A 16,742-nucleotide genomic window follows, 5' to 3' on the forward strand; every position below is an offset into this window, starting at 1 on the left:
TGTTCTCTCAGACTCCTCAGATTCCGCAGCCAATCTCCGCCTGCCGAGGCCGTTAAGTTGGTCTCACAGGGACACTCATTGTCCCTTGGTCGCAGGTTCGAATCATGTTGGGCCCACCAATAAAATCAAGGGGTTGCGAGCGCAGCCCCTTTCTCAAAAGCCCAGCCGTCAATCACCTCGACCTTAAACAGCAACTGTGCCGCACTTCCATCCCTATTCCCCATCAAAACGCCAGCTAGATTTCCGATTTGCTCCTGGTGACAATGCCTAGACGTCTTTGCTCATCCGAAGCGAAGCACGGTTGTGCAAATGGCCATGCGCCCATTATTACGGTAACTTTCGTAAAGCTTGGCGCAATTTCATTCATGGCCAGCGGCATAAGGCTTTTGCGAAGGATCGACGATGACCACAAGCAGTAACTTCACCTTCCTCCAAGAACACGACCCTATATTGTTTCAGCTCGCCAATACGGCCGAGCACGTGTTCTCCAGCGACCCCAACACCACGCTGATAAAGCTTCGGCAACTGGGAGAAGCGTTGGCACAGGATCTGGCCAGCCGCGCCGGCATCGAATTCGACTCCAACACTACGCAGGCTGACTTGCTCTACAAGCTCGGCCGCGAAATCCAGCTCGATCGCAACATCGTCAGCCTGTTCCACACCCTACGCATCGAAGGCAACAAGGCCACCCACGGTTTCCACACACTTCACCGCGACGCCCTGGACGGCCTCAAGGTGGCACGTGAGCTGAGCGTGTGGTTCCACAAAGCGCTGGGCAAATCAGGCAGCGCCTTCAAACCAGGCCCCTTCGCTATACCGACCGACCCTAGTGTTCCGCTGCGCGATCTACAAACCCAGATCGAACTGCTCAAAGCCCAACTCACTGAATCCAATCAGCAACTAGAATCGAACCAGCAACTCGTCGAGCTGAAAAAGCGCGAGGCCGAGGAATATGCCGTTCTTGCCGAGCAGATGGATGCAGAGTCACGCGGCCACAAGCAGGTCGCCGAGGCACACGAAGCCGAACTAACCAGCTTGCGCGATGAGTTCGAGCAGCGCGTCAAAGCACTACAGCAGGAGCTTGCAGCCAAACCGCAGACTACGCAGCTGGTTATGCACAAGACTCAGCAGGCTAGCAGCAGCTTTGACCTCAACGAGGACCTCACCCGCATCCTGATCGATCAGCAACTGATTGAAGCCGGTTGGGAAGCAGATTCGCTGGATCTCAAGTACAGCAAGGGTGCACGTCCAGAGAAGGGAAAGAACAAGGCCATCGCCGAATGGCCTACCAGTAAGCCAGGGGAGGATGCCGATTATGTGCTGTTCGCCGGGCTCACACCCATTGCCGTGGTCGAAGCAAAACGCAAACGCATCAACATTGCCAACCGCATACCCCAAGCAGAACGCTACTCCCGCCAATTTGTCCTCGCGGGCGAACATCACAACGGCTGGCAGCTTTCCGGATTGAGTCAACCATGGCTCGACGGTCAAGGCGGTAGCTTCCACATACCCTTCGCCTTCGCCTGCAACGGCCGGCCCTATATCAAACAATTGGCGGAACAGTCGGGCATCTGGTTTCGCGATCTGCGCAGCCCGGCGTACCTGCGCCGACCCCTGCAGGACTTCCATACTCCGGCCGGCCTGCTCGACTTGCTCAAGCGCAGCCGCGAAGAAGCTGAGGCGCAGCTGCAACAGGAAGGTTTCGCCTATCTCAAGCTACGTGACTATCAGGAAAATGCCATCCGTGCAGTGGAGCATGCGCTAGCTGAAAACCAGCGTGACTGTCTGCTCGCCATGGCCACCGGCACCGGTAAGACACGCACAATCATCGGTCTGATGTACCGTTTCCTCAAAGCCGAACGCTTCAAGCGCATTCTGTTTCTGGTCGACCGTAGCGCTCTTGGCCAACAGGCTATCGACGCCTTCAATGAAGCACCGCTGGAGCAGAACCACACCCTAGCGCAGATCTACGACGTCAAGGAGCTCGGCGATATGGCCGCCGAAGCGGAAACCCGCATTCAAGTAGCCACAGTACAAGCCATGGTGCGGCGCATCTTTCAGTCCGACACATCTCCACCCATCGATGAGTTCGACTGCATAATCGTCGACGAAGCCCACCGCGGTTACACCCTCGACCAGGAAATGACTGAAGGTGAACTGGCAGTGCGGGATCATGGCCAGTACCTCTCGCAGTACCGCCGCGTGCTCGATTACTTCGACGCCTGCAAGGTCGGTCTCACCGCCACTCCAGCCAAACACACCAGCGAAATCTTCGGCAAACCGGTATTCACCTACAGCTACCGTGAGGCCGTGGCTGAAGACTGGCTGATCGACCACGAACCGCCAATCCGCTATGAAACCTTACTGAGCCAGAACGGCATTCATTTCGCCAAGGGCGATAGTGTCAGCGTAATCAACACCCAGACCGGGGAAGTCGATGTAGCCGAACTGGAAGACGAACTAGACTTCAACATCGAGTCCTTCAACCGACGGGTCATCACTCCCGGTTTCGACAAGGTGATCTGTGAGCAGCTGGCTCAGGAGCTGGACCCACAGGGCGAAGAGAAGACCATGATCTTTTGCGTCAATCAAGCCCATGCCGAACGAATCAAAAACCTGCTGGACGACGCCTTCAAGGACCTGCACGGAGATCAATATAACCAGGCCAGCGTGGAGATCATCACCGGCCAGAGCGATAAGGTCGAACAACTTATCCGCCGCTACAAAAACGAGCGCACCCCCAACATTGCCATCACCGTCGACCTGCTCACCACCGGCATCGACGTGCCGGCGATCTGCAACCTGGTGTTCATGCGTCGCGTGCGCTCGCGCATCCTCTACGAGCAGATGAAAGGCCGCGCGACCCGCCGCTGTGACGACATCGGCAAGACCGTGTTCCGCATCTACGACCCCGTCGACCTCTACGCCAGCCTGGAAGAAGTCGACACCATGAAGCCGCTGGTGAAGAACCCCAACGTAACGCTGGAGCAGTTGGTCAGCGAGCTGACCCATGGCGGCAGTTTCGACGCTCCCGGCAACGTAGAAGGCAGTAGTCACGCCCATGACGTCCTCGACCAACTGAGCCAACGCGTGATGCGTATCCTGCGCAAGGCCGGCCACAAGGCCGAAACCAAGCCAACGTTGCAGAAGAAACTCAATGAACTGGAGGACGCCTGGGGTGTTGCACCGGCGCAATTGCACAGGCACCTGCAAGACCTCGGCCCGCAGCAGGCCGCCAACTTCGTACGCCAGCACAGCCACCTGCTTGGCCAACTGGCCGAGGTCAGCGCCCTGCTGGGCTCGGAAAACTATCCGGTGATTGCCACTCACAGCGACGAGCTGATGTTGCGCGAGCAAAACTATGGCAGTAACCAGAAACCGCAGGATTACCTGGAGAGCTTCCACCAGTTCATTCACAACCAACTCAACCAGTCCGTCGCGCTCGGCGTGGTAGTCAATCGCCCCAAAGATCTCACCCGTGAACAGCTTCGCGAGGTCCGCCTACTGCTGGACAAGAACGGCTACAGCGAGGCGAACCTGAGCAGCGCCTGGCGTAATCAGACCAACCAGGAAATCGCCGCAAGCATCGTTGGCTACATTCGCCAGGCCGCCATCGGCGAAGCACTCCTGCCCTTCGAGCAGCGTGTAAACAACGCCATGCAGAAGATCTACGGCCTGCATTCCTGGACGCCAGTGCAGCGCAAATGGCTGGATCGCCTGGCCAAGCAACTGACTCACGAAGTGGTACTCGACCATGAAGTGCTCAACCGAAACTTTGCCCAAGATGGCGGCGCCAAGCGGCTGGACAAGCTACTCGCTGGCCACCTCGATCACGTCATAGAAGCGCTGAACGACAACCTTTGGCCGCAGACGGGTTGAGCATCCTCGACTTCCGCGGCAGTTACTACCGCACTCCCAGCACACGTCTTTGCACGAGCAGATTTAGCCACGATCAACGGCCACATTACGTCGCCCCCATCGCGAATGAATTCGCTCCTACACCAGCACATTCAATTTCTACGAGAGCCCCATGACCAATAGCGATATCGTCCAAAAACTCTGGAACCTTTGCGACGTCCTCCGCGACGACGGCATCAACTACAGCGACTACGTCACCGAGCTGGTTCTGCTGCTGTTCATCAAGATGGAATACGAGCAGGTGCAGAACAACTCCGACTTCGCCCACAAGTTGCCCGTCGGTGCCCGCTGGCCCGACCTCGAAGGGAAGTCCGGGCTCACCCTGCTCAACCATTACCGGCAGATGCTGCTGGATCTGGGTAAGAACAGCGACCCGCTGATCGCCGCCATATACGCCGACGCCCAGACCCGTCTGAAGGAACCGCGCCACCTTGAGCAACTGATCAAGAGCCTTGATGGCATCGACTGGTTCAGCGCCCGTGAAGACGGACTTGGCGATCTCTACGAAGGCCTTCTAGAAAAGAACGCCAGCGAAACCAAATCCGGCGCAGGCCAGTACTTCACCCCACGCCCACTGATCGACAGCATCATCCGCTGCATCCGCCCACAGCCCAGCGAAACCATCCAGGACCCGGCCGCCGGTACCGCCGGCTTCCTGATTGCCGCCGACGCCTACATCAAGAGCCACACCGACGACCTCTACACGCTGGATGAGAAGGCCCGCCGCTTCCAGCGCAGTCGCGCCTTTGTCGGCATAGAACTGGTGCCCGGCACCCGCCGTTTGGCACTGATGAACACCCTGCTACACGGCATGGAAGGCGATGACGAGGGCGTCGTCCACCTGGGCAACGCCCTCGGCCAGGTGGGCGCGGGCCTGCCCAGGGTCGATGTGATTCTCTCCAATCCACCGTTTGGCACCGCCAAGGGCGGCGGCGGCCCGACCCGCGACGACCTGACCTACCGCACCAGCAACAAGCAGCTGGCCTTCCTCCAGCATATCTATCGCGGCCTCAAACCCGGCGGCCGCGCGGCCGTAGTACTGCCCGACAACGTGTTGTTCGAAGCCGGCGTCGGCACAGACGTGCGCCGCGACCTGTTGGACAAGTGCAACCTGCACACCATCTTGCGCCTGCCTACCGGCATCTTTTACGCCCAGGGCGTGAAGACGAACGTGCTGTTCTTCCAAAAAGGCAGCCCGGACAATCCACAACAGAATGAAAGCTGCACCAAACGAGTATGGGTCTACGACCTGCGCAGCAATATGCCCAACTTCGGTAAGCGCACCCCGTTCGGCGCCGCCCATCTCAAGCCATTCGAGGATGCCTACGGGGATGATCCGAATGGCAATAGTCCGCGCGCCGAGAACGTTGAAGGCCTTGGCGAACTCAGCCGCTTCCGCGTATTCACCCGCGAGCAGATTCGCGAGCGCGGCGACTCACTGGATATGAGTTGGCTCAAAGACGCCGACAGCCTCGACGCCAACAACCTGCCCGCCCCAGAAGTGCTGGCCGGCGAAGCCATGGCCGAACTAACCGAGGCCCTGCATGAGCTGGAAGAATTGATGAAGGCGTTGGGTGCCGGTGATGAAGCGGCGGCGCAGAAGCAGTTGATGGCGGAAGTGATGGGGTTGGTGATGACTCAGGAGGTTGGGGATGAGTAAGTTACCAAGCGGATGGGCTCTTGCGGCCCTAAGTGACCTTTGCAAGCTACCAGTGCAGCACATACCCCACGCAGATGAGGTGATCACCTACATCGATATCACAAGCATTGACCGGGATCTAAAAAAAGTATCGAAACCGCAGCAGCTACTTGGTGCTGACGCTCCAAGTCGAGCACGTAAGCTTGTTGAGAAAGGCGATGTCATCGTTTCAATGACTCGACCCAACTTGAATGCTGTTGCGTTAATTGGTGAACAACACAACGGCTGCATCGCCTCGACTGGCTTCGATGTGTTGAAACCCATTGAAATAGAACCTCGCTGGATTTTTTCTGCCGTGAGATCGATTCATTTTGTTGATGCCATGTGCGCAAAAGTTCAGGGGGCGCTCTATCCGGCGGTCAAGTCAGCAGATATTCGTGAACATGAAATCCCGCTGCCGCCACTTGCCGAACAAAAACGCATCGCCCAAAAACTCGATGAACTGCTGGCCCAGGTCGACCCCCTCAAAACCCGCATCGACGCCATTCCAGCTTTGCTAAAACGCTTCCGCCAATCCGTCCTTGCTGCTGCGGTATCTGGGAGGTTGACGGAGGAGTGGCATGAAGATAACCATGCACCAGATTTCCAAGAGCGAACAATCGGCGAACTATTCAAGCTCATTGATGGCGACAGGGGCCCCAACTACCCCAAAAAAGAAGACTATCAAGAAAGCGAATACTGCTTATTTCTTTCAACCAAAAACGTGAGGAAATACGGCTTTGAGTTCCAAGAGAACGCCTTCATTTCAAAGAAAAAACACGAGCTTTTGCGAAGTGGAACACTTTCTCGCGGCGATATTGTAATAACGACCCGAGGAACACTGGGCAATGTTGCTTCGTATGACGCAAACGTACCATTCGACGTTGTACGCATAAATTCCGGAATGTTGATTCTCAGAAAAATTGAACCCGCTTTGGAAAATGAGTTTTTCAAGATGTTAATCGCGTCCCCTTCATTCCAGAAGCTAATTGACACTCAACGAAGCGGATCAGCTCAGCCTCAGCTACCGGCGAAAATTATCCGCGAGTTCCAAGTAAGCATCCCTTCAATTCAAGAGCAATCCGAAATCGTCCGTCGCGTCGAACAACTGTTCGCTTATGCCGACCAACTCGAAGCCAAAGTAGACACAGCCAAAAACCGTATCGACCACCTGAGCCAAAGCATCCTGGCCAAAGCCTTTCGTGGCGAATTGGTGCCACAAGACCCCAACGACGAATCGGCTAGCGTGCTGCTGGCACGCATCCAAGCCCAACGCGCCGCCGCGCCCAAGTCCAAGCGAGGAAGAAAAAGCAAATGAAGCGGGTGTTCATCGCCAATTTCGGCCGTGAAAACTACGAGTGGCCCAACTGCCTTCGTCGTTCGACCGTTGCCACCATGAACGCCGAAAAGACCCATAGCTTCTGGGCTGCGGGCGACCGTGAAGGCTTTATCGAGACCACACTGAAACATGAGAAAACCGCTCGAGGCATGGTTCCGACACTGGGGGTGGTATCACGCTGGTTCAACTTGATGACCATCATTGCGCAAACATCCGGCGATATCTGGATTCACCGCGAGAAGAATGATCTGTGGTGGACCGAGTCGCTACCTGACGCCCCAGCCTTTGAACTTGGCGAAGACCCCAGCGGCAAGCCTCCCAAGCCTGTCTACTTGTGCCATAAGCCCTGCAAACCCTGGGCAAAAATCAGCTTGATCGGTAGTCGACTGGAATGGAGCGCGCTGCATCCTAAGGCGTGGGACTTCCTTTCAACCGAAGCCACCCTTCAGCAGCTATCCCCCGATTATGCGGAATATGCATTGGCACTTGTCCATGGGAACGACCTGACCCCATGGCATGAGCGCCGAGAGTGGCGAGAAAAAACGGCCGTGCGTAAAGCGGGACCTGTGAGCTCGTTTAGCAACCTCAAAGTTGCTGCATACCGGATGGCACGCACCGCGTGGGAAACCACACAACAGTCCAACGGCCAAGAAGTAGTCCGCTGGGCCAAGAACAAAGATTTCGGCTTCCCAGACGAAGAAGAACTACAGCTCTACATTGAAGAGCTTTACCACATGCAAGAAGGCCTGTGCGCGCTCACGGGCATACCGATGCAGCTGGACCGGGCGCAGGACGATGACGAACGGCTGTGCTCTCTCGACCGCATCAACAGCGATGGCCACTATGCCCCTGGCAACCTGCAGATCGTCTGCCGCTTTGCCAATCGCTGGAAAAGCGACAGTAACAACGCTGACTTCATGCGCTTGATTAGCCTGATCAGAAGCACCACCAACCTCTAGGCCTTATGGCCTAGAGCGGTTCTTGAGCAACTGAATCAACACGACAGGCTATTGCGCCATTCGCCCTGCTCTCGCAGTAGCTGCCCAAGCTTCCGTAACTGCGGTCTGTCGCCGCCTTTCCAGGCATTACACGCGGATTGCTAAAACAGTAAGGCCCACGAATCGTGGGCTTTACTGTTTCTAGTGAATGAAAATTCGCCACCAGCCATCCGAAAGCCGTTCTCAGGGATTAGCGGAATCCACCAGCGCGAACTCTTAACGCCAACAGGTGTGTTTCCTCAGCTGTTTTCCCGTTAATCCACTTATCTAACGTGGTGCCCAGCTGGTTCTTCGGCGAATTGAAATATCGCGCGAGAAGCTCAAAATCCTCCCTCAAAGCCACTGCATCATGTGCGGTCAGGCTGTCGCGAACCTTTTTTACAGAAGCGTCTATTGCAGCTTTGTTGGTGCTGTCGAACCTAGGCGGCCCGCTTTCGAGGACACTATCTCCACCACATCCGCGCAGCATGAATGCCAGCGCGAATGTCAGCGCTAGCAGCACCAAGGTCTTCTTCAACATATCGACATCAGCCAGGCTCATTAATTATCTCCAATTCAATGTTGAGCCAAAAGCCTAGGGCTGGTTTCTCTGTGTCAGAAGCCCGCAATGGGTAATTTTCACGAACCGCCACATACTCTGCTTGCATCTGAAAAACCGCATGTAGGGGTACAGCCTGTTATGGCTTCGCGTCACTAGTAGGCCGCGGGCCGGGTAGTGACGCGAAGCATTGGCGAGCGCGGTGGCTCCGCACGACCAGAAAATCCTCGCAATGCACAAACTATCCGATCGCAAAAACCAACCAATTTTTTGTTGATTTGTGGACATCGTGTCCTCGATTTTTATTTTTTTAGCAATTATTCTCTTCTCTAGATCGCGCGCCGAGGATCATCACTCAGGTAACTACTGAATGGTGACGAGGTAGTGATGAGAGACCAACGAACCTTAGTCATCTGCAAAATACCGCCATTCGGTATCCAGCAGATGAGAGGTGGCGGAATATCCGAGCCATTCTCGGACGACCGCCATCGCTGCCAGCGAGCACGCCATTCGTGATCGTTGACAGCAACACACCGGTACCCCCGATACCGGCAGATGGCAAGAGGGGCGTTCTGACTTGGCGCGTCAGAACGGAGGTATCCGCCCGACCCCGTCGGTCGTTAAAACAGCGGCATTCCCAATCCCCAAGATCGGGAATGGATTACCCAAGGGCCCGCCGACTGGATTGTTGGGCTACTGAATCGCGCGAATCAGTAGAAGTAACTTGCGCAGGCGAGCTCTAGCCCAATGAGCCGTATCCCTGGGCGTTACTTAGGGCATTTCGCGATCTCTCCGGCGCGATATGCAGCAACGCAGGAGCCTCTCTGGCTGGTCGGCTAGGGTTGTAGTACTTCAAGACCCCGCCCCCGGCGGAACCGGGCCAGGGCTTGCTGACGTAGTCGCGCCCTCTCGTCACCTGCAGCACCCAACAGGGGCTGACCAGATGACTGGCTTATCAGCCACCCCGTGTCGTCGCGCCTCATTTGCATGCTGCCTAGCGTGCCTCCAGCCATATTCGTGGATGGACAGAGGCTTATCACTTACCGAATCGATAAACCGACGGACATCAAATGAGCAACAACACACTACGTCACGACTGGATAAAGTTGTGCTCCCGTAACCGCGACGGATCGCATGCCACTCAGGCGGCTCGCCGCGCTGTATTGAAGCAAGCGGCAAACCAACTACAGCGTGAGTTGGGATTTCGCAACCTGCGCGCCAACGGCATTGCTCAGCGTCACATTGCGGCGCTGGTCAGGCACTGGCAATCAGAAAAACTGACTGCTGGCACGATCAAAAACCGGGTAGCCCATTTGCGCTGGGCAGCCGAAAAGGTAGCCAAGTTTGGTGTTGCAGGAATCACCAACGAGCAGCTAGGGATTGAGAAGCGCCAGTACGTCGCCAAGGAGTCCAAGGCCATCAGCCTCAGCGAGGCTCAGATGGACAAAATCACTGATCCGCATATCCAACTGTCTCTGCGCCTGCAGGAGCAATTCGGACTGCGCCGCGAAGAAAGCCTCAAGCTAATCGTCAACCAGGCGTGGCAGGGTGACCGATTAGTCCTGCAGGCCAGCTGGACCAAAGGGGGACGTCCCAGAGAGCTTGAGGTTCGCATGCCAGAGCAGCGTGAGCTCCTGAATCAGGTACGCGCCCTGACCGGGAAAGGATCACTCATTCCAGCGCAACGAAGTTACATCCAGCATCTGAAAATTTACGAGCGGCAATTGTCGACCGCTCGCATTAGCCGCGCGCATGGTTTACGCCATGCATATGCCCAAGCCCGTTACCGGGAGCTGACTGGCCAGTCCGCCCCTGTGGCTCTGCGCGTGCAACTCGATGATTCCAGTATCAGCAGCAAGACTGCAATGACCGGAAAACTCTCGGACGCAGACGCTCGCCAGTTGATTTCCCGTGAGCTAGGCCATGAACGAGTTCAAATCACAACTATTTACCTAGGGAGGTAAATGATCATGCGACGTCCACCACTAGAGCGTCCCCGTCGGAACAAGAGGCCAGGGTTCCAACAGACACTTCGTCTTGTTGAGCGACTGAGTCGCGATGATTCACGGAAACCAACCAAGCCAAACGACAATCCTGGCGATGGGCCGGGAAATGAATTTTGAAGTGATTCCGGATCGGATGTAACCATGATCGGCAGAGTACGGCTACAAACGGTCACTTGCTGTCAGTCGCCGCAGTATGCTTTCGACTAAAACAAGCCCTGAAAAAATTTGTATATACTGAACGAAAAGAGAGCGGCTCACCCCGCTCTCTTTAAGTCAATGCGCTGTTTTCATTGCATCTCTAAAAACCGTGCTCAAGTAGCGCCGCCGACCTTTACTGGTATTATTCTCCAAAGTCGATTCGATTTTCTTCCTGTCACTTTCATTTAGTGTGTGAAGCGCGTCTTGCACCAAAGAAAACTCGTTCGCACCATCCATTGAAGACCTAAGAAGTGCGCCATAGATAAGTTTATATTTTTTGCGCAACTCTTCTTTATCAAGAGCGGATGACGGCGGCATTCTATATACAGAATGGTCATCGCCATTCTTCCACACTATAGTAACCGCGCCATGACCATCTGAGGCCTTCCAGTCATTTAACAACTGGGGATCAGGTAGGGGAGAATGTCTTTCAGAGCCATCTTGAGACGTAGAAGCAGTTGTCGTCTTAGCAGGCACTTCAATAACACTATCATCTATTTGCGATCTAATCGCACTAATAAAATGCTTCTCCGCCATAATTCTCGATTTAACCTTGAAAGATGACACCGCAACTGCAAATATAGATACTATTAATGGAATCAAAGCGGAGACACTCAAAAAGTCTTCCATTAGCTTTTCCCCAAGGAAAAATCATCAAAAGGCCTTACTTCAATTACATGATACTTAAACTTAACCAGTGCATTGCAAATCATAGCTAAAAGTATCACTACATCGGAGAAATATGTTTCACTCGTGAAATACGACTTGTATGTCATGTCTCCACCTCGGGCAAGTATGACTCCATACATGCCCATAAAAACAACCGCCACGACTAAAGAAGACGAGGCCAAAAGCGAATCTCTAGAGATCAAGCCGGTGCTGATCGTGTAAATACCGGCGGCAAGCATCAGGCTTGTGAGTGAGATATGGCCATTATAGGCAAAAGCTTCAATGCCTAGCGGAGCCAAGGGAAGTAGGAGCGTGACGAACACGCACACAAGCCAGTGCGTGAATGCTTGTGACCTGACAAACGGTTTAGCCATCGTTTTTCTAGCGCCGAGACAAGAAAGAGAAGATAGATATGGTGGCGAATTGTAAGCGTGGCATCGTTTCAAAGATAGCTTTCTCTGCCGATCATTGCCACGAGGCGTGGTGGTCACGTCCGATGCAAATGGCTGGTCAGGTCGAATGCAAACAGGTGGGGCAGTCTGTGCAATTTCCCAATCAGAGCTGCAGGATCGATGATTGCCCCCCCGTCCACCATGATTTATCAGTGCCAGCTGCGATCCACATTAAAGGCTAGTGACACACTATTTATGCCTCGAAACTAAGCCCTCATCACAATGATCGAGGGCTTTTTAATGTTGAACGCCTATGCAACATCTGCAGAAATCGAAGAGTTGATCAAACAGCTCATGCCCTATGGCCGAGACGGCTGGCGGGTATGGTCAGCACGCAGAGCAGAGAGTCTGGCACATCTCCAACTGGTGGCTATTCCTTGGCTGCTGGGAATGCCCCTCGAAGTCCTTCCACCACATCCAGCCCTGCCTGATGCTCAGATCGAACTCTTGGTCACCGAGCTAAATCGGCGCAGCGGCTGGGATGCACACATCCGCGCTCTAACCGAGCAAAATTTGGCGACAAAGATCGCCGCCCTCCCCCAGGCGTCTGTGGAATATACAGGGAGAGCGTAAATGAGCATTAAGCCCCACCAGCGGTTGCTGCTGCTTTGGGTGTCGCTGCTGTTCCTGACTTTTTCCACAGTCGGCTTACTTAAAAATATCCTGCCCATACCTGAGGTGATAGCACTCATCATTTGTGCTATTCACACCAGCTGGATTGCTCTGCTTCTGAATAGGCGAGGCTATTCAGAGACAGCCCGCACTTTGCTACTGGTCGTGATTAGCATGTCAGCTGGACTATTCGGAAATTGGTTTGCGGGCCGACTCTAATATCACCATGGATAGCCGTTGTTCCGGCTAGCGGACTGATGTAAAGATTTGTCCGCCGTGAGCTGCTGGAAGTTGGCCGCTGACCCATTCGAAAAAGCGGGTGATTTTGGAGCCCGCTTTTTCTTTTCCTCAAACATCCGGGGCTTTATGGCGTGCGACAGCCCCCTCAGGCACGTTTGAAGTCTGCACTGATGACGTTCGCCGCTGGCTTCGAAGTGATGTACTTAATCCAAGCATTCATCAGCGCGCGACGCTTCTCGAAAAAGTCTGACCTTGAATAAGCACCTTCGGTTTGGCCGCGCTCGTCATGGGCCAGTGCAAGCTCGCAAACCTCGCGTGGAAAATTGGTTCGCTCTCCCGCCCAATCCCGAAACGAACTGCGAAAGCCATGCCGGGTAATATCGTTATGTCCCAACCCATGCAATAGGTTGCGAATAGCGTTCGCGTGCATCGCTCCGCTTTTGCCCTGACCTGGAAACAAGAACTGACTTCCCTCAACTCGCGGCAGAGTTTGAAGCATCTTAATGACTTCGGGAGCCAGGGGGATATTGAACGCTTTACCGGCTTTCATGCGTTCAGACGAAAGCGACCAAACTCCTTCTTGAAGATCGAACTCACTCCAAGTAGCCAGACGTACCATATGCGAACGAGCCCCGGTCATGATCAGCAAGCGCGCTGCGACTGAGTCTCGCGAATTGTTGCTCTGCGCCAATTTGCGCATGAGCATTGGTACCTCTTTCCACTCCATTGCCGGGAAATTCTGGCGTTTCCGAGCCCTCTTCTTTTCAGACTTGCTCAGCAAATTTTCTAAGTGTCCGCGCCACCGTGCGGGGTTTTCTCCCTCCCTTAAGCCTCTTGCCTTCGCAGCGTCCAGCACTTGCTCAATCTGCCCTCGGACCTCGTCGGCTGTACGTGTTTTGCTCGCCCATATGGGTTGCAGCACCCTGAGGACGTGTTCGGTCTGGATATCGCAGGCGGGCAATTTACCGATACTGCTAAACACATAAAGCTCCAGCTTGCGCAGCCATCCTCTACGCCACTTATCCGACCAACCCGCTCCATGTGCGTCCCGGTATTCGATCGCCAATCCTTCGAATGAGATCTGCCGAGCATCCTTTATTCGCTGCGCCTGCTTTTGCAATTCGCGCTCTGCATCACGAGCTGCCAAGGGGTCAGTACCTGCCATCAACTGCCCACGTTTGGCACTGGCTTCTACACGTGCCGCCTTCAAACCAATCTCGGGATAGCTACCTAAGCCCATCTCACGACGCTTACCAGCAATCTGGAATCTCAAGACCCAAGATTTGCGCCCGCTCGCTTTCACCACCAAGCGCAACCCATCTCCATCTTCATAGGTGCCTGGCGCTGCCAGATTCTCGACCTGCTTTGGATTCAGCTTACCCATTAGACTCTCCCCCCAGTGGGGGAACATCAATTGTTCCCCCAATTGATCCCCCACTTTCATCCGGAAATAAACGATTAAAAATGGACACCTGCGGACGAAGCCTAGCCTCAAACCCCTGTTAAATCTATCATTTACGGAAAATAGCGAACAGCAGCGAACAAACAAAACGCCGGCCACAAGCCGGCTTTTTAATGCCTGAAAGAAAGTGAACTGCTCAGCACTTGAATTTGTCGCAGCACTGCTGCGACAAGTAAAACGAATAGTGTCAGCACTGCTGTCACTATCCCCCTCACGGATAACTAAACCCCTTCACCAACGTCAGCTCCCCCACCGCACGCATCGGCACCAGGAACGTCTCCATCTTCTCGCTCGGCGTCCCCTCTTCGGTAATCACCGTTACCTGCGCCGTGGTCAGCGCTTGCACCGCGTCTTCCTGCCCCTCCTCATCACTGCTGTACCCGCCACCGAAGTAGTTCACATACACCAGATATTGCCCCTTGATCGGCGCGGGCATGGCGAAAATTTCCGGGCCGTAGCCGGTGGTGACGTCGACGTCGAGCGCTGCGCCGTTGGGGACGACGCGGTCGCCGTACCAGATGTGCGCGCCGTCGGGGGTGATGAGGTGCAGGTCGAGATCGGTATTGTCGCTGTCCCAGGACAGCAATACGCGCAACTTGGCCGGGGTCGCGCCACCGCTGCTGTTGAGCAATTGCGTGCGGTGACGTTGTTGGCCATCAGGGCTGCGAACCTCGACGCTGTTGCTGCCGTTGGGGAATGAAAACGGGCGGTCGAAACGGCCGGCCGGGTCGATTTTCAGCGGCATGCTCACCCCGTTGACGATCAGTCGACCGGGCTCTGTCGATTTGGCTGTGGCCTTGATCTGCCCGCTGATGCGAGCGGTATTGGCCTGCCCTGTCGGGGTGTTCACCGACGAGGCCGGGTAGTTGACGGTTTGCCGGAAGCTTTCCCCTTCGCCCTCGGGCGCGCCGGTGCGCCAGCCACCTGCGGGGGTGTCGAGCTTGACGCTGTCGGCCGCCATCACCGATGACAGCGCCACCAGCGAACAGAGCAACAGCAAGACCTGTGGATAACGGAGTTTCATGGCCTATTCCAGCAAGAGGTGGCGGGCGAGCCCTTCGATGTAGGTTTCATCCTGGCCGTTGGGGTGTGCTTCGAAGGCCAGGTGCAGGTATTCGTGGGTCAGGTCGAGGCGGTCTTGCAGTGTCTGCGCGCCACGCACGTAGATTCGCTGACGTTCGCGGTCGACATAGGGGCGACCGAAGGCAAGGCGGCATACGGCGAAGGTGCTGACTTCGTTGTAGCCCGTTTCGCTTTCAAGCATTGGGCGCCAGCCGCGCCGTTGTTTCTGCAGCCATTCCTGTGCGGCGGGCAATGCTTCGCAGGACGCGACCGGGTTGTCCCAGCGGCTGAGACTGGCGCGCGGGTAGGCGTGCATCAGGATGGCGTCGTAGCGCTGACCGGCCTGGGCCTGAGTGACGGCTTGCTGCCAGGACAGTCTGTCCGGGCCGGGTTGATCGGAATGGTAGGTGACGGCGCTGCCGGCCAGAACCAGGTCGCTGGTCCACGCGGCGATGTCGCGAGCCCCGGGCGCCGCCGGACGCGGCGCGACCCGCTGCCGGCTGCTGCTGTCGTCGATGCTCAGGCAGTCACCACGGCGCGTGGCGTTTTGCAGCAGGTACGTGCGGATGGCCACGGCCAGGGCTTTGGCGGCTTCGACCGGTTCGGCGCTGGCTTCGCGCTGGAGAACACGGGCAACGTACTCTTCGCGATCCAGGCGAGCCACGAGCTTGTCGTTCAGCAGAAACAGTTCGCCGTCGCTGTGGATATCCAGCGCATTACCGTTGGCGAATTCAACGCGGTAGTCGCCCTGCAACGCTCCGGAAGTCACCGCGGTGCCCTCCGAAAGCACGCGCCGAAGCGGGTAGCGGGAGAACAGGTCGACTTCTACGCATTTCCCTGCATCCGCAGGCCATGCAACAGGCATCGCCGTAGACAATGCCTGTGCGTAATCACGCAGTACCCGCTGACTGGTGCCCCGTCCTCCGGCCCAGACCGGAGTGCCATCCGCCACCCAACCGGCAAACCCACCCTGGCGCGAGGTTGCATCCTGATCCGCCAACCAGCTCCAGGTCTTCACCCGCAGGCGGCTTCCGAGTTCGCCGACGACATGGCCATCAGCGGCATTAAGCACCACATCGAGCAACACACGCCGGGCTTGATCCTGTGCTGGCAGTACCGAAAGCACCTTCAACAACTCTGCCACTGAAACCCGAGTAGCAGGTTGCAGCTTAGGCAAGTCCAGCAACCATCGCGGCGCCTGCCGCGTCTGCCAATAGGCTCGCCAGTCGGCATCGCTGATGCCCAACCGCGCGGGTTCGAAATACAAACCGCATGACTTCACCAACGCCTGATCGCGCTCGATCCTGCCGCCTGCCGTGCAGCAATAAACCTCGTCCTTCGACTGGCCGCGACATTCATAAGGCGACTCGTGTGCACCGCTATCGACCAGCCAGGCGTAGACGAACAACTTCCACACGCTGCCCAGCGGCGTCTGCAACGTCTGCGGCAGCGGCTCGCGGCTGATCACCTGAGTTCGATTCAACGACAGCAAATCATCCTTGAAAGCCAGGCGCAGCGGTTCGTCCTGCGCTGTCGCCAGCGCAGGGATCAAACACAGCAGACAAGCCAT

At 55.9% G+C, this 16,742-nt stretch carries 13 protein-coding genes; 7 read left to right on the plus strand and 6 right to left on the minus strand.

Annotated elements, in window-relative coordinates; translation table 11 throughout:
* Positions 1 to 402 precede the first annotated feature (402 nt).
* The 4 genes from hsdR to AC06G5_RS26890 all read left to right on the plus strand — a co-directional run bounded on the left by hsdR (position 403) and on the right by AC06G5_RS26890 (position 7,894).
* Complete coding sequence (gene hsdR, locus AC06G5_RS26875; RefSeq protein WP_480458578.1) at positions 403 to 3,879, plus strand: type I restriction-modification system endonuclease; 3,477 nt, start codon at positions 403 to 405, stop codon at positions 3,877 to 3,879.
* Between the two features lie 151 nt (positions 3,880 to 4,030).
* On the plus strand, positions 4,031 to 5,578 hold the full coding sequence (locus tag AC06G5_RS26880) for a class I SAM-dependent DNA methyltransferase (protein WP_480458579.1): 1,548 nt from the start codon (positions 4,031 to 4,033) through the stop codon (positions 5,576 to 5,578).
* The gene (locus AC06G5_RS26885) at positions 5,571 to 6,914 is read left to right on the plus strand and encodes a restriction endonuclease subunit S (protein WP_480458580.1); all 1,344 of its coding nucleotides are present in this window, start codon (positions 5,571 to 5,573) and stop codon (positions 6,912 to 6,914) included. The genes AC06G5_RS26880 and AC06G5_RS26885 overlap by 8 nt, the downstream gene beginning before the upstream one ends.
* Positions 6,911 to 7,894, plus strand: a complete 984-nt coding sequence (locus tag AC06G5_RS26890) for a hypothetical protein (protein ID WP_480458581.1) — start codon at positions 6,911 to 6,913, stop codon at positions 7,892 to 7,894. The genes AC06G5_RS26885 and AC06G5_RS26890 overlap by 4 nt, the downstream gene beginning before the upstream one ends.
* Before the next feature lie 229 nt (positions 7,895 to 8,123).
* Here AC06G5_RS26890 and AC06G5_RS26895 read toward each other — a convergent pair whose 3' ends face one another.
* A complete protein-coding gene (locus tag AC06G5_RS26895) occupies positions 8,124 to 8,474 on the minus strand; it encodes a DUF6694 family lipoprotein (RefSeq protein ID WP_480458582.1) in 351 nt (116 codons plus the stop codon).
* Between the two features lie 1,067 nt (positions 8,475 to 9,541).
* Here AC06G5_RS26895 and AC06G5_RS26900 point away from each other — a divergent pair.
* Complete coding sequence (locus tag AC06G5_RS26900; RefSeq protein WP_480458583.1) at positions 9,542 to 10,435, plus strand: phage integrase N-terminal domain-containing protein; 894 nt, start codon at positions 9,542 to 9,544, stop codon at positions 10,433 to 10,435.
* Positions 10,436 to 10,750: 315 nt separating this feature from the next.
* Here AC06G5_RS26900 and AC06G5_RS26905 read toward each other — a convergent pair whose 3' ends face one another.
* Together AC06G5_RS26905 and AC06G5_RS26910 are read right to left on the minus strand one after the other, a co-directional pair.
* A complete protein-coding gene (locus tag AC06G5_RS26905; RefSeq protein ID WP_480458584.1) occupies positions 10,751 to 11,305 on the minus strand; it encodes a hypothetical protein in 555 nt (184 codons plus the stop codon).
* Positions 11,305 to 11,718 carry a hypothetical protein gene (locus tag AC06G5_RS26910; protein WP_480458585.1) on the minus strand — a complete coding sequence of 138 codons (414 nt, stop codon included), beginning with the start codon at positions 11,716 to 11,718 and terminating at the stop codon, positions 11,305 to 11,307. The genes AC06G5_RS26905 and AC06G5_RS26910 overlap by 1 nt, the downstream gene beginning before the upstream one ends.
* A gap of 318 nt (positions 11,719 to 12,036) precedes the next feature.
* Here AC06G5_RS26910 and AC06G5_RS26915 point away from each other — a divergent pair, with 318 nt between their 5' ends.
* Both AC06G5_RS26915 and AC06G5_RS26920 read left to right on the plus strand, forming a co-directional pair.
* Entirely contained in the window at positions 12,037 to 12,369 is a 333-nt protein-coding gene (locus AC06G5_RS26915) for a hypothetical protein (protein WP_480458586.1), read from the plus strand.
* A complete protein-coding gene (locus AC06G5_RS26920) occupies positions 12,370 to 12,627 on the plus strand; it encodes a hypothetical protein (RefSeq protein WP_480458587.1) in 258 nt (85 codons plus the stop codon).
* A gap of 166 nt (positions 12,628 to 12,793) precedes the next feature.
* Here the strand turns inward: AC06G5_RS26920 and AC06G5_RS26925 are convergent, their stop codons facing one another.
* From AC06G5_RS26925 to AC06G5_RS26935, 3 genes are all read right to left on the minus strand, one after another.
* On the minus strand, positions 12,794 to 14,032 hold the full coding sequence (locus AC06G5_RS26925) for a tyrosine-type recombinase/integrase (protein WP_480458588.1): 1,239 nt from the start codon (positions 14,030 to 14,032) through the stop codon (positions 12,794 to 12,796).
* Positions 14,033 to 14,321: 289 nt separating this feature from the next.
* On the minus strand, positions 14,322 to 15,134 hold the full coding sequence (locus AC06G5_RS26930) for a YfaP family protein (protein WP_413423585.1): 813 nt from the start codon (positions 15,132 to 15,134) through the stop codon (positions 14,322 to 14,324).
* Positions 15,135 to 15,137: 3 nt separating this feature from the next.
* The gene (locus tag AC06G5_RS26935) at positions 15,138 to 16,742 is read right to left on the minus strand and encodes a DUF2300 domain-containing protein (RefSeq protein WP_480459936.1); all 1,605 of its coding nucleotides are present in this window, start codon (positions 16,740 to 16,742) and stop codon (positions 15,138 to 15,140) included.

The sequence above is a fragment of the Pseudomonas sp. WT-JTC genome, from assembly GCF_056711565.1.